Origin of the sequence: Pseudomonas sp. PAMC 29040 (genome assembly GCF_003994535.1) — a bacterium.
Lineage (GTDB): Bacteria > Pseudomonadota > Gammaproteobacteria > Pseudomonadales > Pseudomonadaceae > Aquipseudomonas > Aquipseudomonas paraversuta.
Window position 1 is genome coordinate 16,165 of the sequence record NZ_RZAA01000018.1, and the last position, 23,627, is coordinate 39,791.

The window sequence follows — 23,627 nt, forward strand, 5'->3', positions numbered from 1 at the left end:
CGGGTGTTTTATTAAATACAATAATCCTTCGACAAAACCATCCCCATAAACAGGTGAAACTCTCAACTTCGAGAGATTGCACCGCCCTTTATAATTAATATCCCGCCGCCTTATATAAGCATCACACTTTAGATTGTTCCCGTCTCATCCCCTGCTACAGGGCAATCCTGTAACGCGGGTGTTTTCTTGCAGGTCATACCCTGACATCAGCCCATTCGAAACCGAGCGCGGACTGAGTGCCTGTAACAGTGCAGCGATCATTGGCGGGCGTCGCGTGACCGGCAGGACCTCGCGGTCATGGCGGCGAGCCCGTCCGGATCCGCCACCGCCCCCTTGCTGAGCGCGCTCCTTGAGACCTGCGGGCGACATCAGCAACCGACTGAATAATATGAGTATTAAATTGGAATTTTAAAAAAACGCTGCATCCGACGCGCAACACATGGACAGCAGGCCACCTGGAGCCAATGATGCAGGCAACTGTTCCCGTGAACAGGCCTCCAATAAAAACAACCAGGGGACCTTGATCGCCGATGAATATTCTCTACGACGAACGCGTTGACGGTTATCTGCCCGCCGTCGATAAAGATTCGCTGCTACAGGCTCTGCAGCAACGCTTGCCCGATCTGGATCTCCTGCACCAGGAAGAAGATCTCAAGCCCTACGAGTGCGACGGTCTGTCGGCCTACCGCACCACGCCGATGCTGGTGGCACTGCCGCGTACCGTCGAGCAGGTACAGGGCCTGCTCGAACTCTGCCATCAGCGCCGGGTGCCGGTGGTCGCACGGGGCGCCGGCACCGGGCTTTCCGGTGGTGCATTACCGCTGGAAATAGGCGTGTTGCTGGTGATGGCGCGCTTCAACCGCATTCTGCACATTGATCCCGCCGCCCGCAGTGCCCGGGTTCAGCCCGGGGTGCGCAACCTGGCAATCTCCCAGGCGGCCGCCGCTACAGGTTTGTATTACGCGCCGGACCCGTCTTCCCAGATCGCCTGCTCCATCGGCGGCAACGTCGCCGAAAACGCCGGTGGCGTGCATTGCCTGAAGTACGGACTGACCGTACACAACCTGCTCAGGGTCGAGATTCTCACCGTCGAAGGGGAACACCTGAGTCTGGGTTCTGACGCCCTCGACGCCCCCGGTTTCGACTTGCTGGCGCTATTCACCGGCTCCGAAGGCATGCTCGGGATCATCACTGAGGTCACGGTCAAACTGCTGCCCAGGCCGCAAGTTGCCAAGGTACTGCTGGCAGCTTTCGACTGCGTGGAAAAAGCCGGGCTTGCAGTGGCCCGGATCATTGCCGAGGGCATCATTCCCGCGGGCCTGGAGATGATGGACAACCTGGCGATCCGGGCCGCTGAAGATTTCATTCATGCCGGGTATCCGGTAGACGCCCAGGCCATTCTGCTGTGCGAGCTGGACGGCGTCGAAGCCGATGTACATGACGATTGCGAGCGGGTGCGCAGGGTTCTGCTACTGGCCGGTGCCACCGAGGTGCGTCTGGCCCGCGACGAAGCCGAGCGGGTGCGTTTCTGGGCCGGACGCAAAAATGCGTTTCCGGCAGTGGGCCGGTTATCCCCGGACTACTACTGCATGGACGGCACCATTCCCCGCCGCGCACTGCCCGCCGTGCTCAAGGAGATCGCCACCCTGGCCGGGGAGTACGGGCTGCGGGTCGCCAACGTGTTTCACGCCGGCGACGGCAATATGCACCCGCTGATCCTGTTCGATGCCAATCAGCCCGGCGAGCTGGACCGGGCCGAGGCCCTGGGGGGCAAAATCCTTGAACTGTGCGTCAAGGTCGGCGGCAGCATCACCGGCGAGCACGGGGTTGGCCGTGAAAAAATCAATCAGATGTGTGCCCAGTTCAACAGCGATGAGCTAACCCTGTTCCACGGGGTCAAGGCCGCATTCGACCCGCAGGGCCTGCTCAATCCCGGAAAAAATATCCCGACCCTGCAGCGCTGCGCCGAGTTCGGGGCCATGCATGTGCACATGGGCCAGTTGCCCTTCCCTGAACTGGAGCGTTTTTGATGGATGCCGAACACAGTGTCGATGACAGCCAGGCGTTGCTGGAGCAGGTCAACCGGGCGCTGGCCAATGCCACGCCATTGCTGATCCAGGGCTCCAACAGCAAGGCGTTTCTCGGGCGTGCGGTGGCCGGTGAAGTCCTCGATACCCGCAGCCATCGCGGCATTGTCAGTTACGACCCCACCGAGCTGGTGATCACCGTCCGCGCCGGCACCCCTCTGGCTGAGTTGTCCGCAACCCTGGCCGCAGCCGGGCAGATGCTGCCCTGTGAACCGCCGTCCTTCGGTCCGGGAGCCACAGTCGGCGGCATGGTCGCTACCGGCCTGTCGGGCCCGCGCCGTCCCTGGTCCGGCTCGGTGCGCGACTTCGTCCTCGGCACCCGGGTGATCACCGGTCTGGGCAAACACCTGCGCTTCGGCGGCGAGGTGATGAAGAACGTTGCCGGTTACGATCTGTCGCGCTTGCTGACGGGCAGTTACGGCTGCCTTGGGCTGATCACCGAAGTGTCGTTGAAAGTGCTGCCAAAACCCCGACGCTGCTTCAGTGTTTCGCTGGAGATGGATCGCGCCCGGGCACTGGAAAATCTTGCCCGATGGGGCCAGCAGCCCCTGCCTGTCAGCGCCGCCTGCCATGACGGGCAGCGCCTGCACCTGCGTCTGGAAGGTGGCGAAGGATCGGTGGCGGCTGCCCATGAACGCCTCGGCGGCGAAGCGCTGGACCCCGGTTTCTGGAACGACCTGAATGAACAGCAGTTGGCCTTTTTCGACGTTGGCCCGCCGCTGTGGCGCTTGTCAGTGCCCAATAACAGCGGCGCCCTTGATTTGCCCGGCGCACAACTGGTCGATTGGGCCGGCGCCCAGCTGTGGCTGAAGTCCGACGCCGATGCCGGGGTCATTCGCGCTATTGCCCAAAAGGCCGGCGGCCATGCCACCTGTTACAGCCACGGTCTGATCGACAGCCCCTTTCAACCATTGCCCGCCGCGTTGCTGCGCTATCACCGCCAGCTCAAGGCGCAACTGGACCCGCAAGGGATCTTCAACCCGGGCCGAATGTACGCGGAGTTTTGAACCATGCAGACCCTCCTCAGCGAGCAGGCCGCACTGCTGCCACGGGCAGCAGAGGCCGAAAGCATTCTGCGCAGCTGCGTGCATTGCGGCTTCTGCAACGCCACCTGCCCCACCTATCAATTGCTCGGTGATGAGCTGGATGGCCCGCGCGGGCGCATCTACCTGATCAAACAAGTGCTGGAAGGCCATGCGCCCACGGCCAGGACCCAGCTGCACCTGGATCGCTGTCTGTCGTGCCGCAACTGCGAAACCACCTGCCCGTCCGGAGTGGATTACCACAACCTGCTGGATATCGGCCGCGCGGTGGTCGACGCGGCCGTACCGCGCCCCCTGGGCCAGCGTCTGCTGCGTAAAAGTCTGCTGGGAATGGTGCCAAACCCCGGGCTGTTCAAAGCGGTGATCAATACCGGCGAAGTCTTTCGGGCCCTGTTACCCGAGGTGCTCCAGGCCAAGCTGCCGCGCAGCGTGCGCCCGGCCGGGTTGCGCCCCGCGACCCGGCACCGGCGTCAGGTGCTGATGCTCGAAGGCTGCGTGCAGCCGAGCCTGGCCCCCAATACCAACGCCGCTGCGGCCCGGGTACTGGACCGCCTGCACATCAGCGTTACGCCGATCAGCCAGGCCGGATGCTGCGGTGCCGTGGACTATCACTTGAATGCTCAAGAGGCGGGACTCAATCGTGCCCGACGCAATATCGACGCCTGGTGGCCGGGTATCGAAAACGGTGCCGAAGCCATTGTCCAAACGGCCAGCGGCTGTGGCGCCTTCATCAAGGATTACGGGCATTTGCTACGCCACGATCCGGCCTATGCCGCCAGGGCCGCACAGGTCAGCGCCCTGGCCAGGGATCTGGTGGAGGTGCTGCGTGACGAGCCCCTGGAGCAACTCGGGGTCAAGGCTACAACCTCCATCGCCGTCCATTGCCCCTGCACCTTGCAGCACGGACAAAAACTCGGCGGCGCGGTCGAACAGCTACTGACCGGCCTGGGTTTCAACCTTACGCCGGTCCCGGACAGCCATATGTGTTGCGGCTCGGCGGGTACCTATTCGCTGACTCAGCCCGAACTGTCGCGCCAGCTGCGTGACAGCCGGCTCAACGCCCTGGAGAGCGGCCAGCCGCAGCTCATCGTCAGCGCCAACATCGGCTGCCAGAGCCACCTCGACGGCGCCGGCCGTACCCCTGTCCGGCACTGGATCGAACTGCTGGATGACGCCCCGGGTTGAGCCGCTCGGGCCCGCCATCAAGCCAGGGCCATTGCCTGCATCCGGCGCTTCAAGGTGTCGGAGGGCAACTCGGCGAACTGCCGGCGATACTGTTCGGCAAATCGCCCCAGGTGGACAAAACCATAATCCAGGGCCAGCTCGGTGACGCTGCGCACGTTGCAGCTGGGATCGGCCAGGCACGCCTGGATCCGTAGCAGTTTCTGCTCACGGATAAAACGTTGCGGCGTGGTGCACATGTGCTTCTCGAACAGGGCGTACAACGAGCGCACGCTCAGTTGCGCCTGATCGGCCAGGCTCTGGACACTGATGTCTTGCTGCAGGTTGCAAGTGATGTAATTCACCAGTCGCTCGAAGGTGCTGCTGGAACAGGCCAGGTGTTCGCGCCGCACGTTATTGCGCATCAGGGTCAACATCTTGCTGGCAACTATATGGGCGTAATGCTCCTGAACCCGGGCCAGCGCAGCACCGTCCTCGGCTTCAGTGCAGATGGTGGCCAGCAAAGGGACAAAGGCTTGCAGTTGATCCAGTGCATAGCGCTGTTGCAGAAAACGGATGCCTTCGCCCGGGTAAAGCCAGCGCTGCTCCTGGCAGATCTGCTCCAGCAGCCTGCTCGGCACTTTCAGGATGAATTTTTCGCAGTCATGGGAATACGTCAGGTCTACCGGATCATCGGGGTTGATCAGCAACAGCTCCCCCGGCACCAGATGGTGTACCCCGTTAGGGCCACGCCACAGGCAGTCACCGCGCAGCAGAACCTGCAGATGGAAGATGTCCTCCAGCGCATCGGATACCACACGCACGCTGGAGCCATAGCTGATCCGGCACAGGTCCAGGCTGGCAAACTTGCGGTGATTCAAGTGCGCCTGGGCAGTGGCTTTGCGCGGCAGGTGAATACAATGGCTGCCGACATGCTGATTCACATAGCCGGATACCGCATGGGGGTCGGCGTTCTTGAACACCTCACTGCGTTCGCTTAGCAGGGGCATATTCATGGCGGTCACTCTTATATTATTTTTATCAATCAGGCGCAGTACAAATGTGACAGTTACAAGCAGGCCTCGGGATTCTCGACCAGGATCCGCCTTAATACCAATACAAATAAGGTTCGGCACGATACCTCAAAGGTATTCGAACAGCCTGCAGGGCTGTACAAGCACCCAGGCTAACCCTCGGTGGATGTTGCGCACACACTGACCGGCCGCCGTTTGAGCATCACCACATGCACCGTCAACCCCAGCAGCAAGCCCCAGAAAGGGGCTGACAAACCCAGAAAAGAAACCCCCGATGCGGTCACCAGAAAGGTGAACAGGCCGGCATCACGGTCCTTGGCATCTGACACGCTGCGTACCAGAGCATCATTGATCGCGCCATACAACGCCAGGCCGGCCAGGCCCGCGATCAACGCCTGGGGAAAGGCTGCAAATACCGACACCACTGTTGCCCCTGCCATGCCCAGTAACAGGTACAACAAACTGCCCGACAGCGCTGCGACGTAGCGCTTGCGGGGATTCTCATGGGCTTCGCGTCCGGTGCACAGGCTGGCCGTCACTGCGGCAAGGTTGAGCCCGTGACAGCCGAAAGGGGCCAGTAATGCACCGACCAGGGCACTGGCAGTGATCAACGGGCTTGCCGGCGTGGTATAGCCGGCGCCGCGCAGGACGGCTATACCGGGCATGAACTGCCCGGTCAGGGCCACCAGCAGCATGGGTAACGCCAGACTCAAAGTGGCAGACAGGCTGAACTCGGGCACTATCCATTGCGGCGTCGCCCACGCGAACACCAGGGCCTCGCCCCGAAACTCGCCACTGATCAGGGCAATGCCCGCCCCCACCACCAGCACAGCCGCCACTGCATAGCGGGGCCACAGCTTGCGAAAACCGATATAGGTCAGAAACATCGCGCCGATCAACAGCGGCGCCTCAGGTGCCGAGCGAAAGGTTTGAATACCGAAGCTGAACAGAATGCCGGCCTGCATCCCGGCAGCAATCGACCCCGGCAGATGGGCCAGCAATTTATCGAACACAGCGCTGTAACCTATTACCCACAGCAACAGGTTCGCCACCAGGTAGGCACCCACGGCCTGATTCAGGCCGATCTGGGGCAACGCCGTCACCAGCAGCGCCGAGCCTGGAATCGACCAGGCCACCACCACCGGAACTTTGTACTTGAGGGACAGGAAAGCGCCGAGCACTGCCGAGCCGATGGAAATCGCCCAGACCCACGACGACAACTCAACGGCTGACAGATGCGCCTGCTCAGCAGCATGGAAAATGATAACCAGCGGGCCCGCGTAGGAAATCAATGTTGCGATAAACCCGGCAATCACTGCCGACAATGACAGGTCGCGAAACAGAGTTGGCATAGCTACCTCATGGTCGCCGGGATTTGAGTGCCGGCGCACCCTCACCCGGCCCGGGATAAGCATTCGGCGTGGTCTCAGCTGTCCTGCAACACCCGTGGACGCTGGCTGCGCTGCTCGCCGGACGGACTGGCGGCCGGCTGCAACTGGAAGTCGAACTCAAGCTCTGCATGACGGCCATCCACTCCCCGGTTGCGGGCAGCTGCCTGGTCGTCGACAAACACCACCTGGCCGACCAGGCCGTCGCGGGTGGCGAAAGCAAAGTCATCCCACAGGTACTTGTCCCCTGACAGATTGATCTGGGTGGTCAGGTGCCGGTAGCCCGCAGCCGAGATGAAGTAGTGGATATGCGCCGGGCGCTGGCCGTGGCGTCCGAGCAAGTCCAGACACTCCTGGGTCGGGCCGGCCGGGTTGCAGCCGTAGCCGGACGGCACAATGGAGCGCGCGCGATAGCGGCCCTGGGCATCGGTGACGATGCGTCGGCGCAGGTTGTACTCCGACTGGCTGGAGTCGAAGTACGAATAGGTACCCCGGGTGTTGGCATGCCAGAGATCGACAATCGCCCCCGGGAGCGGATTACCGTCGGTATCGCGAACCACACCCTCGAGAAACAGTACCGTCGCCACCCCATCTTCGCTGCCATCGTCGAGCCTCGCCTCGCCCTGACTGATCGGCGCCCCGGCAACGTACAGCGGTCCTTCGATGGTGCGCGGGGTTCCGCCGACGTATCCGGCACTGGCGTCTTTGGCGTCTTGCAATAGATCGAGAAAATGCTCGACACCAAGACCGGCGACCAGCAGCCCGGCCTCGCTACGGGCACCCAGGCGATTGAGATAATCCACCGCCGCCCAGAACTCGTCATCCGTCACTTCCAGGTCTTCGACGATCCGCGCCACCTCGTTCACCAGGCGCAGCAGCAACTGTTTGGCCCGCGGGCTGCCCTGGTCGTTGCCCCCACCGCTGACCTCCTTGAAAAAGGCCTGGAGCTCGGGGGTCTGGGAAATTTTCACGGTCATTCTGACTACCTCTTTTATTGATTTATATTGCCCGGGCCGGCAACGCAGGGGCACACGTGCGCCGTCTGGCGCTGACAGCAAAGACCGCCATGGCCAGCGCAGCCACCACGCCGGGGATGGCAAAGGCGACAAAGTTCAGGTGCAGCGGCAGGCCCAGGCCCATTAACAGCCCGCCCAGCACCGGCCCGACAATCGCACCGTTACGGCCGATGCCCGAGGCCCAGCCCAGGCCAGTGGAGCGGATGGACAGGCCATAGAGCTGGGCGGCACCGGCGTACAACAGGATTTGCGTGCCGATGGTGGTAGCGCCCGCCACACCTATCAGCAGGTACAGCAGCGGCGTCGGGCTGTTGAAGCCCAGCAGACTGATGGCCGCAGCGGCGATCAGGAAGTAGACGACCATGACTTTCGTCAGGTTCAGCCGATCACCAAGCCAGCCGCCACTGATGGCACCCAGCATGCCCCCCAGGTTCAGTGCCACCAGAAACGACAGGCTCGAGCCCAGGCTGTAACCGGCGCTGGCCATCAACTTCGGTAGCCAGGAACTGAGCGCATAGACCATCAGCAGACAACAGAAAAATGCCACCCAGATCGCCACTGTCCGCACCGCCCGGCCTTCGCGAAAAAGCTCCAGCACCGACGCCGCTGCCTGCTTGCGGTCATCAACCAGCAGCCGGTCACCCGCTGCAATCACAAGGCCTGGCTGCAGGCGCTGCAACAGTGCCCGGGCTTGTTCATCACGCCCTTGGCGCACCAGAAAACCAATGGATTCGGGCATGTAATAAAGAATCAGCGGCAGCAACAGCAACGGTAACGTCGCCAGCAAAAACATCGACTGCCAGCCGAAGGCGGGCAACATATAAATTCCGGCGCCGGCACAAATCAGGCCGCCCAGGGAGTAGCCGCTGAACATCACGGCCACCAGGGTGCTGCGCATGCGTTTGGGTGCATATTCATTCATCAGCGCAACCACATTCGGCATCAAGCCACCGCAGCCAAGGCCGGCTATAAAGCGCCAGACTGCAAACTCGGTGGGCGTACTGGCAAAGCCATTGATGATGGTCGCGACACTGAACAGGACAAAGCAGATCGCGATGCCTTTCTTGCGCCCGATGCGATCCGCCAGACTGCCGAACACCAGTGCGCCGAACATCATGCCGAACAAGGCATAACTGCCCAGCGCCCCGGCCTGCAGTGGCGTCAGCCCCCACTCCTGCATGATCACCGGCAGTACCACGCCGTAGATGAACAGGTCATAACCATCAAAAATCAGCAGCAGAGCGCACCACAACATGACCATCCAGTGGAATCGGCCAAACCGGGCATTGTCGACAATTGCATGAACATCCAGAGTTCCCATGGCTTTTATTCTCTTGTTGTTATTGGGCGCCTGTGTTTCGGGTACCGCTGTGTATCGGGCTCAGCCCAGGTCGCCACCGCCTACGGGCAAGGTAACGCCGGTGATATAGGACGCGTCATCGGACGCCAGGAACAGGATGGCCCCCACCTGTTCGTCGATCGAACCGTAGCGTTTCATCAAGCTACTGTCCTTGGTCTGCTCGACGATCTGCGAGTACCACTGTTGCTCTTGCTCGGTGGCGGCAGCACTGTTGCGCGGAATCCGGCGCGGCGGTGCATCTGTGCCACCGGGGGCGGTGGCATTGACCCGCACACCGCGCCCGGCGGTTTCAAAGGCCAGGCAGGCGGTCAGTGCATTCACCCCGCCCTTGGCTGCGCCATAGGGCACACGGTTGACCCCGCGGGTGGCGATCGAGGACACATTGACGATCACACCGCTGCCTTGTTCCAGCATATGCGGCAGCGCGCTGTGACAGCACCAAAGGGTCGGAAACAGCGAGCGCCGCACCTCCGCCTCGATCTCCGCGTGCAGATAATATTCGAAGGGTTTGGCCCAGATAGTGCCGCCTACGTTATTGACCAGAATATCCAGCCTGCCGAAGTGCTCGACGGCCCGGGCCATCACCTGCTGGCAATCTTCATAGCGCTCCAGGTCTGCGGTCAGCGTCAGGGCTTGGGGTGCCAGTTCATGCACCAGCTCGCTGCGGTCAACCGCAACGACCCTGGCCCCTTCCAGCAGCAAGCGTTCCACCACCGCGCGGCCTATGCCTTGCGCCGCGCCGGTGACCAGCGCGACCTTATCCTTGAATCTCATGCTCATGATGATCTCCAGACCCGTTGTCGTAGCCGCGTGTTCAAGCAGCGCTGGCGGCGAATTTTTCGTAGTAGAAGTTGGCGGGGGAAATGCCCTGCTCGCGGATGTACTGGCTCACGGCTTCAACCATCGGCGGCGGTCCGCACAGATAAATATCCACATCACCGCCATTCAGATGCTCCGGGGCAATGTGCTGGGTGACATAGCCCTTTTGCGGCCATGCGCTCTGCGGGTTGGCCACGCAGGCACTGAAGGTGAAGTTGGGAATGCTCGCTGCCAGGGCTTGCAAGCGGTCGATTTCCACCAGATCGAAATCGTTGGTCACGCCATAGATCAGGTGCAGTGGATGCTCACTGCCCTTTTGCGCGATGGTCTCGAGCATGGCGGTAAACGGCGCCAGACCGGTACCGCCGGCCAGCAACAGCAAGGGTCGCTTGATCGGGCGCAGGTAAAAGCTGCCCAGGGGGCCGGCCAGGCTCATGTGGTCGCCGACCCTGGCCAGCTCGGTGAGAAAATGGCTCATCAGGCCGCCGGGGACATTGCGAATCAGGAAGCTGACACGCCCGTCTTTCTGCACCGAGCTGAAAGAGTAGGCACGGGTCTGATCACTGCCCGGCACCTGCAGGTTTACGTACTGCCCCGGCAAGAATGTCAGGTCAGCCAGCCCGGCCCCCTGAATCGACAACGACAGGGTGCTGTCTGACAGGCGCCGCACTTCCTCGATGGCGCCTTCATAGGAGGACTGGCGGGTTTTGCATACATCCGATGACGTCGGGATGTGCACCACGCAGTCACCCCTGGCGCGCATCTGGCAGGTCAGGACAAAACCTTCAGCGGCCTCGGCGGCGGTCAGGGCATCGTCGATGTATTCCTCACCCAGGTCATATTCACCGGATTCGGCGAAGCATTTGCAGGTACCGCAGGCACCGTCACGGCAGTCCAGGGGAATGTTTATCCCCTGGCGGTACGCTGCGTCAGCCACGGTTTCGCTGGCGCTCGCGTCGATAAAACGGGTCACGCCGTCTTCGAAATTCAGGGCAATCTTGTGGCTCATGGCATACCTCGCATGACTGCACTCCCCCCGCACGCTTGGCGGGCGCTGGAATGCAGCCCGGTTTACAGGTGGTAGATATCGATGACCTGGCGCACATAGTCGTTTTTCAGCACCACTTTCTTGGCCTTGATCAGCGGCTGTTCACCGCGGGTGTCGAGGGTGTAGAAGCTGGTGCCGAAATAACTGTCGACGGTCTTGTAGCGAAAGCTCAGGGTGTGCCAGTTGAAACGCACCACGCACTGGTCCGCGCTGCGCTCGACAATCTCGATATTGCTCAAGTTATGGGAGGTGCGGGTGTCCGGGATGCTGGCACTGGAACGCTCGGTCTTGATCCGGAAAATGCGGTCCTCCAGACCTTCCCTGCTGCCGTACCAGATCAGCGATATTTCGCTTTGCGGGTCCTCGGTCAGCGCGTCATCGTCATCCCAGGACGGCATCCAGAACGTCGCATCGGCGGCGTAGAGTTCCAGCCACTGGTCCCACTGTTTATCGTCCAGATGCCGGGCTTCGCGATACAGGAAATCGCGCACGGTGTCGTATGACAGGCTCATTGGACCTCCCGCGCAGGGATCTTGCCTGCCTGTTCAGCGGCCACGGCCTGCAACATGGTGTCTTGCCAGTACTTGTGCTGTTCCACAAACAACCCTTCGTCTTCGGTGCGCACGCCGCTGAGCAACGGCTGCAAATCAATTTCCAGCGCCGCCTCGTCCGGCCCTTCGACCCAGTGTTCGGCGCCACGGGACATATCGTTCCAGGCGGTGGCACTGCCTTGGTAACCGATCTGGCAGGAACGGAATTCCTCCAGATCATCGGGGGTGGCCATACCGCTGACGTTGAAGAAGTCTTCGTACTGACGAATGCGCAGGGCCCGGGCTTCTGCACTCTCGCCCACCGGGGCAATGCAGTAGATGGTGATCTCGGTCTGGTTGACCGAAATCGGCCGGGCAATGCGGATCTGCGAGCTGAACTGGTCCATCAGATAGACATTGGGGTACAGGCACAGATTGCGCGAGTTGCCGATCATCCAGTCGGCGCGGGCCTGTCCGAAATCACTGACCAACTGATCACGGCGCTCATACAACGGCCGGTCCTCGGGGTTCGCCCAGCGCGTCCAGAGCAGCATGTGGCCCTTGTCGAACGAGTAGAAGCCGCCACCACTTTTGGCCCAGCCACCGGCACTCATGGTGGGGTTGGCATCACCGCTCTGGCGTTCTTTGCGCTGGTTCTGGGTGGCGGCATAGTTCCAGTGCACCGAACTGACGTGGTAACCGTCGGCACCGTTTTCGGCGGTCAGTTTCCAGTTGCCTTCGTAGATGTAGCTGGAGGAGCCGCGCAGGACTTCCAGGCCATCGGGGGACTGATCGACGATCATGTCGATGATCTTTGCCGACTCCCCCAGGTGTTCGGCCAGGGGCACCACATCGGCATTCAGGCTGCCGAACAGAAAACCCCGGTATGACTCAAAGCGGGCGACTTTGGTCAGGTCGTGGGAGCCCTCGCAGTTGAAGCTGGCGGGATAGCCTGCGTTGCCCGGGTCCTTGACCTTGAGCAGCTTGCCGGAGTTGTTGAACGTCCAGCCGTGGAACGGGCAGGTATAGGACGACTTGTTGCCGCGCTTGTGCCGGCACAGCATCGCCCCGCGGTGGCTGCAGGCATTGAGGAAGGCATTGAGCACCCCGTCTTTGTTGCGCGCGATAAAGACCGGCTGACGACCCATCTGCAGGGTGATGTAGTCGTTGTTCTGCGGGATCTGGCTTTCATGGGCCAGGTACAGCCAGTTGCCTTCAAAAATGTGCTTCATTTCAAGGTCGAACAAGCGAGGGTCGGTGAACATCTCACGCTTGCAGCGGAAGCGGCCTTCATCACGGTTTTCTTCAAGCAAGGAATTGAGATACTCGACGCCTATGGACATGGCCTGAGCCTCCGTTGTTGTTATGGGGTATTGGCAGTGTCCACGACCTGCGCGCCGGGCAATATCCGTTACCTGCAGACCGCTATCCGCTTTGTGCAAAGTGGCACGCCGGCCATCGGCGTCTTGTCTCGCAGGGCCCGGCGCAGCGTTGCCAGGATGTTCCAAGACCTTGATTTATAAGGACTTAACACCAGAGCCCGCGCTTCGGAATGGCGCTGCGGGGCGGGCAAAATGTCACCTAGCGTTCGTTAATCGCACGACATCGCATGCAGCACCGCCCTCTCGGGCTGAATGTTTGGCACCCTAGGCACATGCTCTGTCGGACCGTGCCCCAGTGGTCGGCCATGCAGATTGATCTGTTCACTCAAACTAAAAACAGGAGCACGCCTTGATCAACAAAACCTTCGAATCCATCGCTGCCGCACTGGATGGAATTGCCGATGGCTCGATCATCATGGTGGGTGGCTTCGGCACTGCCGGCATGCCGTCGGAACTGGTGGACGGGGTCATTGCCTCGGGCGCTCGCGATCTGACCATCATCAGTAACAACGCCGGCAACGGTGAAATCGGCCTGGCCGCACTGCTCAAGGCCGGACGGGTCGCCAAGGTGATTTGCTCGTTCCCGCGCCAGTCCGACTCCTATGTGTTTGACGAGCTGTACCGGGCCGGGAAAGTGCAGCTGGAGGTGGTACCCCAGGGCAACCTGGCCGAACGCATCCGTGCGGCGGGCTCAGGAATCGGTGCGTTCTATTCCCCGACCGGGTACGGCACGTTGTTGGCCGAAGGCAAGGAAACCCGGGTCATCGAGGGCCGCAACTATGTGCTGGAAATGCCACTGCACGCCGATGTCGCGCTGATCAAGGCCGAACAGGGCGACCGCTGGGGCAACCTGACCTACCGCAAAGCCGCGCGTAACTTCGGACCGATCATGGCCATGGCGGCGACCACGGCCATCGCCCAGGTCAACCGGATCGTCGAGCTGGGTGAACTGGACCCCGAGCACATCATCACCCCGGGGATCTTTGTCCAGCGTGTGGTCCAGGTGCCATCCGCCCGCTCCCCGATCGCCAACGTCAACTGAGGCCCACCATGACCGTCATGAAAAAACTTTCGCGCAATGAAATGGCCCAGCGCGTGGCCGAGGATATTCTCGAGGGTGCTTATGTAAACCTGGGCATCGGCGTACCGACCCTGGTGGCGAACTACCTGGGTGACAAGGAAGTGTTCCTGCACAGCGAGAACGGCGTGCTGGGCATGGGCCCGAGCCCGGCCCCGGGGGAAGAAGATGATGACCTGATCAACGCCGGCAAGCAGCATGTGACATTGCTCGCCGGTGGCGCCTATTTCCATCACGCCGATTCGTTTTCGATGATGCGCGGCGGCCACATCGACATTGCCGTACTGGGTGCTTTTCAGGTCTCGGTCAAAGGCGATCTGGCCAACTGGCACACGGGCGCCGAGGGTTCGATCCCTGCGGTGGGCGGCGCGATGGACCTGGCCACCGGCGCGCGCCAGGTATTCGTAATGATGGATCACCTGACCAAGACCGGCGAAAGCAAACTGGTGCCGCAGTGTACCTATCCGCTGACGGGCATCGGCTGCGTCAGCCGGATCTATACCGATCTGGCGATTCTGGACGTCACCGCCCAAGGCCTGCTGGTACGTGAAATTCTGGCGGATATCAGCTTCGAAGCCTTGCAGGAACTCAGCGGCGTGCCGTTGCTTCAATAACACCCCAGTCCAGCTGCATGGGGTCGCCTGCGGCCTCACTGCCCCTCACCGCCAGCGGATCAGAGCACCGGTCTGCATGGCCGGTCTTTACCGCCCCTGCGCCAGCCATACCTTTGAGGTATTGCACGCCACCCAAATGATATTAGACGCCCACGGCAGCGGCATTTAGCCTCTGCCCCGGCAGGCTGTGCCTGCCCATAACTATAAAAATCCTGGAACTGCCGGAGCCGCCATGAGCACGCACTATTCCATTCCCGAATTGATCGACAGCAGACCCATCAGCGCCTTTCAATGGCGGGTTTTTGCCCTGTGTTTTTTCGTGGCGATTCTCGACGGTTTCGATACCCAGGCGATTGCCTTCACCGGCCCTTCAATCATTCAGGCGTTCGGGCTGGGGGCTGGTGCGCTGGCACCGATCCTGACCGCCGGGATTGTCGGCATGGTGCTCGGGGCAATGGCTCTGGGGTTAATGGCCGACAAGCTCGGGCGCCGGCCGATCATCATCACTGCAGTCGCACTGTTTGCCATTGCATCCCTGGCGACCGCCTTTGCCCGAACGACGGAACAGATCCTGGTCTTGCGCTTTATTGCAGGCATCGGCATGGGCGGCGCGACCCCCGTGGTGCTATCGCTGGCAGCCGAGTACGGCAGCGCCAGACAGCGTGGCACGATCATGACTACGGTATTGCTGGGTTTGCCTGCCGGGGCCATTCTGGGCGGTTTGCTGGCCGCCTGGATGCTGCCGTCCATTGGCTGGCAAGGCATCTTTGCAGTGGGTGGCATCGTGCCGCTGTTACTGCTGGCGGTATTGATCTTCGCCCTCCCCGAATCCTTGTATTTTTTAACCAGGCGCCAAAGCGTTGTCAGCCGCAACCAGATCGGAAAAATCCTCGCAGGCATCACAAAAACCCGGATTGACCCGGACAGTACCTACAGTGTTCCGGAACTGGAGGTTAAAACCGGGGTGAGCTCTTTGTTCCGCACAGGGCTGGCCCGCAACACTCTCGGGATATGGACGGTGTACCTGTTCAACTGGATTGCATGGTTCATGCTTCTGTCCTGGCTGCCTACCGTGCTCAAAGCCACCGGCCTGCCGGCAGAGCAGGCGCCCATGGGCACGGTGGCGGTCAATACGGTGTTTGTGGTTTGCGCGATCCCGCTCTCGATCATCCTGCCGAAAATCAATACCCGACTGTTGCTGCTGATCCTGTTCGGATTTGGCATTGCCCTGTGCCTGGGCCTGGCTAACAGTGGCAACCACTGGGCACTGGTATTCACCCTCGCCGGTTGCGCAGGCCTGGGTATTGGCGGTCAGCAAATCGTGTTGAACTACATGGTTGCCCAGGCGTATCCCACCGCATTGCGCGCAACTGCCACCGGCTGGGCCATTGCGCTGGGGCGTGTGGGAGCCATCATCGGCTCTGCGAGCGGCGGCTGGTTTCTCGAACACGGCGGCCCCGCAGGCTATTACAGCGCGCTGGTGGTACCGTTGGTGATTGCCACGGCCGCCCTGCTGATCATTCGCCCCCGGCCCGAAGCCGCCGGCTGCCAGCCGCTGGCGGCCCATTGAGACTTGCATCTGCCTGGACCTCATGACCGGTTTCGGCGGCCTGATGCGGTTCAGCGCCCACCGCGCAACCATTGCAGCAAGGAGCCAGCACTGGCGTACTGCCGAAAAATGGCCTGATAGCCGTCGAAACGACTGCTGATCTCGCTGACCTGATTACTGAAGTGATCGCTCTCGGCACTCAGTACATCCAGAAGCGTACGTTTACCCAAGTGGTACCACTGTTGGTAAAACGCCTGGCGTATCTGGTCGGTTTCAGCCGTCAAGTCCCGGTACAGCTCGGCGCGTTCGAACAGGGTTCGGGCATCGTGACTGGCGTTGCGGATGTAGTACTCAAGATCCAGGCGCTGCTGCTCGGCTTCCTGGCGACCGGCCTCGGCACGCTGCAATGCTGCGCGCTCGGCGGCCCGTGTCGAGCCGCCCCGGAACGCCGCCCAACTTACCGCCAGCGACGTTTGCAGTGGCTGGCTGCGGCCAATGCCATCTTCGGCAGTGGTCTTGCTGATCACCCAGTTCAGTTGTGGCAACGAGGATGAACGTACGACTTGCGCCTGCAATTGAGCCGCCCGGGCGCTGGATTGAGCCCGCTGGATATCGGGATGATCATCCAGGTGCTGCAACAACCCGTCCAGGCTGGCCAGGCGGATGTTCCATTGGCGGGTGCGAGGGATCATGATCGGTCGTTCACCGATCAGTTTGCGCAACTGTATCTCGGCGCCCGAGGCCTGGGTTTGCGCATTATCGCGTGCCGACTGCGCCTGGAGCAGACGCGCCCTGGCCTGAGTCAGTTCGCTGGAGCGACCTTTGTCGACCGCAACGATCCCGGCGAGCATCTGTACCAGATCACTCATGCGATTTTCGTACTGCTGGCCAAGATCGATGATGATGCGCTGTTTACCCAATTCAACCATCGTAGCCAGCACTTCGAATGCCGTGTTTTCCAGCTGCGCCTCAATGCTCGCATTAGCGGCCTGCGCCAGATGCTGGCGGCTGGCGATGGTCTTGCCGATACGGCCCCAGTCATACACTGGCGTGCTGAGATTGAAATTGATCCCCGCCGAGCCGGTGCTGATATTGTCTTTCCCCGGGCCGAGCCCGGCGGTTTTTGACTGCATGGCAATACCCAGCTGCGGCCAGCGCTGGCCTTTGGCTTCATCGATATCGTCCACTGCGGCCTGGTGTTCGGCTTGGGCACGACGGACCAGCGGGCTGAGCTCGACCGCCGACTGTACGGCGCGCCAGAACATATCCCGCAATTCATGTTCTGACGGCCCCGGCACTGCACCGGGCGTACGCACAGCAACACGTTCCGGCAACCCTGCCAGCGCAACGGCGGACACGCCTGCAAGCGTTTGGACCCTGACGGGCTGGCTGGCTACCGCTTGAGATATTGGCGGTTGCTCTTCGGCTTGCAGGGGCGCCGAATTCAAACAGGCCGCCAGGCAGAGGGTGAATAACCAGCTCACGCAAATGGGCCACTTACTCTCCAGGTGGCCCGGCGCAACATGCCCCGAACGGGCAAGATTTAACATCATGATTAGCGCTCCCGGAACGCTTCGCGAGCCTTCAAGACGGGCTTGAGCAAATAGTCGAGGATGGTTTTTTCACCCGTACGGATTTCCACCGACGCCAGCATCCCTGGAATGATCGGCAGGCTCCTGCCACCGGCTTCAAGTGTGCTGCTGTCGGTCAGTACCAGCACCCGGTAATAGGTGTCGTCGGCGCGTCCCGCAGCGACTTTTTGATCGTCCTTGAGTGTGTCCGGGCTGATGTACTGGACAACGCCCTTCAGGCCGCCATAAATGGCGTAATCGTAAGCCGTGACTTTTACCGTGGCCGGCAAACCTGGATGCAGGAACGCCACGTCGCCGGGACGAATCTTGCCCTCGACCAGCAACTGCTCCTCCAGCGGAACGATCTCGAGGATATTTTCGCCTGGCTGGATAACCCCGCCGATGGTATTGACCCGCACGTTTTTCACCGTGCCGCGTACCGGCGCAATCACAGTGGTGCGATCAACGATGTCCGCTCTGCCGATGAGGTTTTCATGGGTCTGGCCCAGTTCCATCTCCATTCTGCTGAGCTCCGAATTGGCATCGGCACGGAACTTGTTGGTGCGCTCGACGATTTGCGATTTGATGTCATTGGCCTGACGCTGCATGCGCAATAATTCAACCTCCGACATCAAGCCTTTGGCCGCCAGCGGTTCTGCCATGCGGATCTCACGCATAGTCAAGGTATGGCTGCGCTCCAGCGCTGACACGCTTTCATTCAGCGCTCGCTGGCGCGCATTGAACGCCTGGGTTTCCTGGGCCACGACGCTTGGGTCCTGCTTGACCGTGTCATCGAAATCCAAAGGTGTCTGATACGCTTCAGCGCGCAAACGGGTGATGCTGGCCCGCAAGCCGATGACTTTGGACAAGGCTTCGCGATAACTCGACCGGGCACGGGTCGGGTCAATTTTGAGCAGCACTTCACCCTTCTCGACCACCGCGCCTTCGCGAACATACATGTGTGCCAGGATCCCGCCTTCCAGGCTCTGGATCACCTGTTCACGACTCATGGAAATAACTCTCGCCTCTGTCTGGGTGATTTCTTCAACCCGCGCATAACTGGCCCAGACAAGCCCGCTGACCAGTACACCCAGGATCAGGTACAGCACCAGTTTGGAACCAGGCGTGGTCTGGGCCAGTAACGATTCCTGGACGTCATTCATGAACGCCGCATCGCCGGGCGCGAGCGCGGCCTCACCCTTGTTGCGGCGGAAAATTTTGCTGATCATTGCGACGTGTCCTTGCGAGCGGGCTCGCCAACCGCTGATACCTGCCCTGGATTACCGGCCGCTTCAGGGCCTGGCGCGGTGAATGGCCGTGGCGGGCCGACCTTGACTCTGGCGGCGCTGCCCGGGGCCTCGCCGCCGACTGCGGACAGTCCTTGGGCGTTGCCCGACAAGGTCGCGAGGACTTTGTCTTTGGGACCGTCGGCGACAATCTTGCAGTCGTCGACCACGATGATGCGTGTGACCAGGGCCAACAGTGATGGCCGGTGAGTAACGACCACCATGGACTGACCTTCGGTGGCCCGCTTGAGGTGCTCGAGGAACAGCACTTCAGTCTGGGAATCCATCGCGCTGGTGGGCTCATCCAGCAACAGCAATTGCGGACGGGAAATCAGGCTGCGTGCCAGCGAAACCAGCTGGCGCTGCCCGCCGGAAAGGCCTTCGCCCATCTCGCCGATCGGCAGGTTGATATCGCTGGGATGCCTGGATGCAACATGGTCCAGGCCGGTCAGGCGCAACACTCGAAGAAACTCTTCAGCGCTGGCCTGGGGACGGCCGATCATCACGTTGTCACGCAAGGTGCCATAGAACAATCGGGCGTCTTGCCCCACGTAGCCTACCGCTTGGCGCCAGTCGGCCGGGTCGATCTGGCTGACGTCCAGACCATCACTGAACATTTGCCCGCTGACCGGTTGATAAAGGCGCGCCATGATCCGCAACAGCGTCGATTTACCGCTGCCGATGCGGCCCAGAATTGCCACACGCTCACCGGCCCGGATCTTCAGGTTGATGCCTTGGAGTATCGGCGGGTTAGGTTGCATCGGCGGCGCCGGATAAGAGAAACCGACACCTTTGAGAGTCAACTGGCCAGTCAGGTGCGGCTTAGCCAGGTACTCGGTCCCGGGCGCGCGATCCACGGGCATGTCCATCAATCGATTAAGCGACTGCATGGCTGCCTTGGCCTGCTGAAAACGTATGGCCAGCCCTACTACCTGACCCAGCGGTGCAGTCGCGCGACCAGCCAGCATCACGGTAGCAATCAACGCCCCCATACTCAGGTCACCGGCATCAATCAGGTAAACCCCGGTGATGATCAGCACCACGGTTTGAAACTGCTGGAAAAACGCGACCATGCCAGTGGCCGAGTTGTTCATCTGGCGCGATTTAAGCGAGGTATTGGCCGCCAGTGCACTGAAGTGCTCCCAGCGCCGCTGCATGTAGGCTTCACCGCCCACGGCTTTCAGGGTTTCCAGACCTTCTACCGACTCGATCAGCACGCCTTGCTTGAGCGACGACTCCCGAAGGTTTTCTTTCATGGTGCGTGCGAGCGGCCATTGAATGGCAATGCTGATGATCAGAATCAATGGAATCAGCATCACCGGAATCCAGCCCAATGGGCCGCCGATGGCGAAAATCACCGCTACGAACAGCAACACGAATGGCAAATCAGAAATAGTTGCCAGGGTTGCCGAGGTTGCAAAATCACGCACCGACTCAAATTCACGCAACTGGTTGGCAAACGAGCCGGATGACGCCGGTTTATGCTCCATCTGCACCGACAACGCTTGGCGAAACAACATGCTGCCCAGCACCAGATCCGCCTTTTTACCGGCGACATCCAGCAGGTAGGCCCGCACATAGCGTGCAATGGCCTCAAAGATCATCGCGATCGCCACACCGATGCCCAGCGACCACAAGGTGATAAAAGCCTGGTTGGGCACCACCCGGTCATAGACGTTCATGGTGAAAAAGATGCTGGCCAGCGCCAGCACGTTCACCAGTACCGCGCCGATGGCCGCACTGCGGTAGTAGCGGCGATAGCGCCACAGGGTGTTGAACAGCCAGTGGCCGGCAGGCCGAAGCGTTTGATCACCGGCGCGGGTATCGATCCTGGCGGTTGGCTTGACCAGAACGGCATGACCGGCATACATCGCGTCCATATCTGCCTGGCCGAGTTCGACAGGCTCATTGCCCAGCTCCGGCAAGACCAGATGGTAGCGGTAACGGGATTTTTTTTCGCTATCGGTATCAATCCGTCGATCCAGCAAAATGCAGGCACCCTGCTCCTTGCGCAGCAGGATCATTGGCATCAACTGCTTTGGCAGGGCATACAGGCGCCGGTCCACCAGACCAGCCGTGAAACCGGCATTGGCCAGCGCTGCCAAGGCCAGCGAGGGCGAGAGCAAGCTGCCCTTGGGCAAGCCGGCGGTGAGAGCCTGGGGCGACTTGCCCAAACCATAGTGGTCACAAATCCATGACACGCTCTGCAAGAGCGAATCCTCGATAGTGGTCGAAGGCTCAGGCACCGCCCGAGCCTCCATGCTTGAATTGACAGGCATGTCTGTGGCCATCACATGCTTCCTGAAGAGGGTTCGCCATACGGCGAAATTGGTATTGGACGATCACCCGCAGCGGTAGGGCGATCGCATGCGGGGACCTTGGGTCCATTGGGAATAGAGTTCGATATGCTTTGAAGACATGCTGACTGCGGTTAAACAAGCGCTGAACCCTGCCGCTGAACAGCCTGGACGGTTGGCAGTCGAGCCTGGAGAAACGCAAGGCAAAAAAACCGCGATACCGGCAACCGGCATCGCGGAATTCCCGCTTATACAACTGAGTCGGTGTTCAAAGACCGGCCGACCTGCAGCATGTTTTCAGGCGAGAACCATCACAGCGGCGGTTGCAGCAACTCCTCAACAGGTAGTAACAGCTCCGGTGTAAAAGCCATGCAAGTGAAGCCCGCGACGCTGCCAGACGGCGCATGCCCGGCTTCGGACAGAAACGCGTCCATCAGCCTCAGGGTCTGCACGGGATCCAGCTCAGCCACAGGCGCAACGGTTTCGCCAAACACATCGAGGTGGCTATCGGCCAATACATTGTCGAGTGACAGCGCGTGGCTGTATTCGTCCGCTACGGGCTCTTGCAACGGGTCAACGATAGTGAGGTCGAACGGCTCACTGCTGACACCGCCGACCACCGCCGTGAGCGTATGCTCCCCATATGGCAGCCAGGCTGTGAAACCCCAGTACCCTGTATCGTTGGCCTGCAGGGTATGGATCAGTTGGCCATTGGAGTAGATCTGAACGATTGCGTGCGGGCCTGCTGTACCGGCCAGCACGGGCGATCGATCGTCAATCGTATCGCCACTGTAGCGTTGCCCGACATCACTGCCGAAATCGTCATATACATATTCGATGGCAGGCCGGATCGGCTCACCCACTTCGGCCGGCACCTGAACATCAATTGTGTAGCTGTCGCTGAACTGGCCCTCGGAGGCTACTTTCAGCACCTGCTGGCCGTTTTCCAGAGCGGAAGTGGTGATGCTCCAGTTGCCGTTGCTGTCGGCCTGGGTGCGACCCACTTCACGACCGTTGGCATACAGCTGAACAATTGCACCCGGCCGCGCATTGCCCGAGACCGTGGGGGTGTTGTCGTCGGTGATGGCACCTTCGCCCACCAGGCCTGACGTACCCTGATTGTCGTAGACGCTCTGAATGCTCAGTGGAGGGGTTGTGAAAGCCTCGACATTGATGGTGAAACCGTCGCTGAACTGGCCTTCGGAAGCTACTTTCAGCACCTGCTGGCCGTTTTCCAGAGCGGAAGTGGTGATGCTCCAGTTGCCGTTGCTGTCGGCCTGGGTGCGACCGACTTCGCGACCGTTGGCATACAGCTGAACAATTGCACCCGGCCGCGCATTACCCGAGACCGTGGGGGTGTTGTCGTCGGTGATGGCACCTTCGCCCACCAGGCCTGACGTACCCTGATTGTCGTAGACGCTCTGAATGCTCAGTGGAGGGGTTGTGATAGCCTCGACATTGATGGTGAAACCGTCGCTGAACTGGCCTTCGGAGGCTACTTTCAGCACTTGCTGGCCGTTTTCCAGAGCGGAAGTGGTGATGCTCCAGTTACCGTTGCTGTCGGCCTGGGTGCGACCGACTTCGCGACCGTTGGCATACAGCTGAACAATTGCACCCGGCCGCGCATTACCCGAGACCGTCGGAGTGTTGTCATCGGTGATGGCGCCCTCGCCCACCAAGCCTGACGAACCCTGATTGTCGTAGACGCTCTGGATGCTCAGTGGAGGGGTTGTGAAAGCCTCGACATTGATGGTGAAACCGTCGCTGAACTGGCCTTCGGAAGCTACTTTCAGCACCTGCTGGCCGTTTTCCAGAGCGGAAGTGGTGATGCTCCAGTTGCCGTTGCTGTCGGCCTGGGTGCGACCGACTTCGCGACCGTTGGCATACAGCTGAACAATTGCACCCGGCCGCGCATTACCCGAGACCGTGGGCGTGTTGTCGTCGGTGATGGCGCCCTCGCCCACCAGGCCTGACGTACCCTGATTGTCGTAGACGTTCTCGATGGTCGGTTTGACCGTGGTCGCTGTCTCAATATTAAGTGTGAAAATTTCGCTGTATTGCCCCTGCGACTTGACGCTAAGGATATTCAGCCCTTCTGGCAACGTCGGGGTGATGCTCCAGTGGCCTTCGGCATTGGCCTGGACAACGCCAACGGACCGACCGCTGGAAAAAATCTCGACATAGGCGTTAGGGGCTGCAGTGCCGGACAGGGTGGGCGATTTGTCGCTGATGGTCGCGCCATGCTCCACCTGACCCGACTCACCTTGATTGTCGACAACACTGGTAATGACTGGACGACCAGTGGAGGCACCGCTTGCCTCAACAGTGATAATTAGCGGCTCGCTCATTTTGCCGTGAGCCATA

The 23,627-nt window shown here is 60.7% G+C and carries 18 protein-coding genes; 6 read left to right on the forward strand and 12 right to left on the reverse strand.

Annotated features, from left to right (window positions below; genetic code table 11):
• The first annotated feature begins 530 nt into the window (after positions 1-530).
• The 3 genes from glcD to glcF are packed head-to-tail and all read left to right on the forward strand — an operon-like array spanning position 531 to position 4,315.
• Positions 531-2,030, forward strand: coding sequence for a glycolate oxidase subunit GlcD (gene glcD / locus WG29040_RS23675; RefSeq protein WP_127197051.1), 1,500 nt, complete (start codon positions 531-533; stop codon positions 2,028-2,030).
• On the forward strand, positions 2,030-3,094 hold the full coding sequence (glcE, locus tag WG29040_RS23680) for a glycolate oxidase subunit GlcE (RefSeq protein ID WP_003446331.1): 1,065 nt from the start codon (positions 2,030-2,032) through the stop codon (positions 3,092-3,094). The genes glcD and glcE overlap by 1 nt, the downstream gene beginning before the upstream one ends.
• Positions 3,095-3,097: 3 nt before the next feature.
• On the forward strand, positions 3,098-4,315 hold the full coding sequence (glcF, locus tag WG29040_RS23685; protein WP_127197052.1) for a glycolate oxidase subunit GlcF: 1,218 nt from the start codon (positions 3,098-3,100) through the stop codon (positions 4,313-4,315).
• A gap of 17 nt (positions 4,316-4,332) precedes the next feature.
• On the opposite strand, the gene WG29040_RS23690 is transcribed toward glcF, so the two are convergent.
• The 8 genes from WG29040_RS23690 to benA all read right to left on the reverse strand — a co-directional run bounded on the left by WG29040_RS23690 (position 4,333) and on the right by benA (position 12,829).
• Positions 4,333-5,307: an AraC family transcriptional regulator gene (locus WG29040_RS23690; protein WP_003446329.1), complete on the reverse strand. Its 975-nt coding sequence runs from the start codon at positions 5,305-5,307 to the stop codon at positions 4,333-4,335.
• 170 nt (positions 5,308-5,477) lie between these two features.
• Entirely contained in the window at positions 5,478-6,677 is a 1,200-nt protein-coding gene (locus WG29040_RS23695) for a benzoate/H(+) symporter BenE family transporter (protein ID WP_010657219.1), read from the reverse strand.
• Between the two features lie 74 nt (positions 6,678-6,751).
• Positions 6,752-7,690, reverse strand: coding sequence for a catechol 1,2-dioxygenase (catA, locus tag WG29040_RS23700; RefSeq protein ID WP_127197053.1), 939 nt, complete (start codon positions 7,688-7,690; stop codon positions 6,752-6,754).
• A gap of 22 nt (positions 7,691-7,712) precedes the next feature.
• The gene (locus WG29040_RS23705) at positions 7,713-9,050 is read right to left on the reverse strand and encodes an MFS transporter (RefSeq protein WP_010657217.1); all 1,338 of its coding nucleotides are present in this window, start codon (positions 9,048-9,050) and stop codon (positions 7,713-7,715) included.
• A 60-nt stretch (positions 9,051-9,110) separates the two neighbouring features.
• Positions 9,111-9,869 (reverse strand): 1,6-dihydroxycyclohexa-2,4-diene-1-carboxylate dehydrogenase, encoded by a 759-nt coding sequence (locus WG29040_RS23710; RefSeq protein WP_127197054.1) that lies wholly within the window; start codon positions 9,867-9,869, stop codon positions 9,111-9,113.
• Between the two features lie 34 nt (positions 9,870-9,903).
• Complete coding sequence (gene benC, locus WG29040_RS23715; protein WP_003446309.1) at positions 9,904-10,917, reverse strand: benzoate 1,2-dioxygenase electron transfer component BenC; 1,014 nt, start codon at positions 10,915-10,917, stop codon at positions 9,904-9,906.
• 62 nt (positions 10,918-10,979) lie between these two features.
• Positions 10,980-11,468 carry a benzoate 1,2-dioxygenase small subunit gene (gene benB / locus WG29040_RS23720; RefSeq protein WP_127197055.1) on the reverse strand — a complete coding sequence of 163 codons (489 nt, stop codon included), beginning with the start codon at positions 11,466-11,468 and terminating at the stop codon, positions 10,980-10,982.
• Positions 11,465-12,829, reverse strand: coding sequence for a benzoate 1,2-dioxygenase large subunit (benA, locus tag WG29040_RS23725; RefSeq protein WP_003446307.1), 1,365 nt, complete (start codon positions 12,827-12,829; stop codon positions 11,465-11,467). The genes benB and benA overlap by 4 nt, the downstream gene beginning before the upstream one ends.
• Before the next feature lie 388 nt (positions 12,830-13,217).
• On the opposite strand from benA, the gene WG29040_RS23730 reads away from it, so the two are divergent.
• The 3 genes from WG29040_RS23730 (at position 13,218) to WG29040_RS23740 (ending at position 16,130) form a co-directional block, all read left to right on the forward strand.
• The gene (locus WG29040_RS23730) at positions 13,218-13,910 is read left to right on the forward strand and encodes a 3-oxoacid CoA-transferase subunit A (protein WP_003446305.1); all 693 of its coding nucleotides are present in this window, start codon (positions 13,218-13,220) and stop codon (positions 13,908-13,910) included.
• Positions 13,911-13,918: 8 nt separating this feature from the next.
• The gene (locus tag WG29040_RS23735) at positions 13,919-14,560 is read left to right on the forward strand and encodes a 3-oxoacid CoA-transferase subunit B (RefSeq protein WP_003446304.1); all 642 of its coding nucleotides are present in this window, start codon (positions 13,919-13,921) and stop codon (positions 14,558-14,560) included.
• Between the two features lie 232 nt (positions 14,561-14,792).
• Entirely contained in the window at positions 14,793-16,130 is a 1,338-nt protein-coding gene (locus WG29040_RS23740) for an MFS transporter (protein ID WP_127197056.1), read from the forward strand.
• Positions 16,131-16,180: 50 nt separating this feature from the next.
• Here the strand turns inward: WG29040_RS23740 and WG29040_RS23745 are convergent, their stop codons facing one another.
• From WG29040_RS23745 to WG29040_RS23760, 4 genes are all read right to left on the reverse strand, one after another.
• Complete coding sequence (locus WG29040_RS23745; protein ID WP_127197057.1) at positions 16,181-17,662, reverse strand: TolC family protein; 1,482 nt, start codon at positions 17,660-17,662, stop codon at positions 16,181-16,183.
• 2 nt (positions 17,663-17,664) lie between these two features.
• Positions 17,665-18,909, reverse strand: a complete 1,245-nt coding sequence (locus WG29040_RS23750) for an HlyD family type I secretion periplasmic adaptor subunit (protein ID WP_127197058.1) — start codon at positions 18,907-18,909, stop codon at positions 17,665-17,667.
• Positions 18,906-21,257, reverse strand: coding sequence for a type I secretion system permease/ATPase (locus tag WG29040_RS23755; protein WP_127197059.1), 2,352 nt, complete (start codon positions 21,255-21,257; stop codon positions 18,906-18,908). The genes WG29040_RS23750 and WG29040_RS23755 overlap by 4 nt, the downstream gene beginning before the upstream one ends.
• Positions 21,258-21,574: 317 nt before the next feature.
• On the reverse strand, positions 21,575-23,611 hold the full coding sequence (locus tag WG29040_RS23760) for an Ig-like domain-containing protein (RefSeq protein ID WP_165878387.1): 2,037 nt from the start codon (positions 23,609-23,611) through the stop codon (positions 21,575-21,577).
• Positions 23,612-23,627: the final 16 nt, after the last annotated feature.

Bases quoted from the DNA above. Each gene is read 5' to 3' on its own strand.
- WG29040_RS23755 (WP_127197059.1), bottom strand. From the start codon at position 21,257: ATGGCCACAGACATGCCTGTCAATTCAAGCATGGAGGCTCGGGCGGTG.
- benC (WP_003446309.1), bottom strand. From the start codon at position 10,917: ATGAGCCACAAGATTGCCCTGAATTTCGAAGACGGCGTGACCCGTTTT.
- glcD (WP_127197051.1), top strand. From the start codon at position 531: ATGAATATTCTCTACGACGAACGCGTTGACGGTTATCTGCCCGCCGTC.
- WG29040_RS23695 (WP_010657219.1), bottom strand. From the start codon at position 6,677: ATGCCAACTCTGTTTCGCGACCTGTCATTGTCGGCAGTGATTGCCGGG.
- WG29040_RS23750 (WP_127197058.1), bottom strand. From the start codon at position 18,909: ATGATCAGCAAAATTTTCCGCCGCAACAAGGGTGAGGCCGCGCTCGCG.
- WG29040_RS23710 (WP_127197054.1), bottom strand. From the start codon at position 9,869: ATGAGCATGAGATTCAAGGATAAGGTCGCGCTGGTCACCGGCGCGGCG.
- WG29040_RS23760 (WP_165878387.1), bottom strand. From the start codon at position 23,611: ATGAGCGAGCCGCTAATTATCACTGTTGAGGCAAGCGGTGCCTCCACT.
- catA (WP_127197053.1), bottom strand. From the start codon at position 7,690: ATGACCGTGAAAATTTCCCAGACCCCCGAGCTCCAGGCCTTTTTCAAG.
- benB (WP_127197055.1), bottom strand. From the start codon at position 11,468: ATGAGCCTGTCATACGACACCGTGCGCGATTTCCTGTATCGCGAAGCC.
- glcE (WP_003446331.1), top strand. From the start codon at position 2,030: ATGGATGCCGAACACAGTGTCGATGACAGCCAGGCGTTGCTGGAGCAG.
- WG29040_RS23740 (WP_127197056.1), top strand. From the start codon at position 14,793: ATGAGCACGCACTATTCCATTCCCGAATTGATCGACAGCAGACCCATC.
- benA (WP_003446307.1), bottom strand. From the start codon at position 12,829: ATGTCCATAGGCGTCGAGTATCTCAATTCCTTGCTTGAAGAAAACCGT.
- WG29040_RS23745 (WP_127197057.1), bottom strand. From the start codon at position 17,662: ATGATGTTAAATCTTGCCCGTTCGGGGCATGTTGCGCCGGGCCACCTG.
- WG29040_RS23705 (WP_010657217.1), bottom strand. From the start codon at position 9,050: ATGGGAACTCTGGATGTTCATGCAATTGTCGACAATGCCCGGTTTGGC.
- glcF (WP_127197052.1), top strand. From the start codon at position 3,098: ATGCAGACCCTCCTCAGCGAGCAGGCCGCACTGCTGCCACGGGCAGCA.
- WG29040_RS23735 (WP_003446304.1), top strand. From the start codon at position 13,919: ATGACCGTCATGAAAAAACTTTCGCGCAATGAAATGGCCCAGCGCGTG.
- WG29040_RS23690 (WP_003446329.1), bottom strand. From the start codon at position 5,307: ATGAATATGCCCCTGCTAAGCGAACGCAGTGAGGTGTTCAAGAACGCC.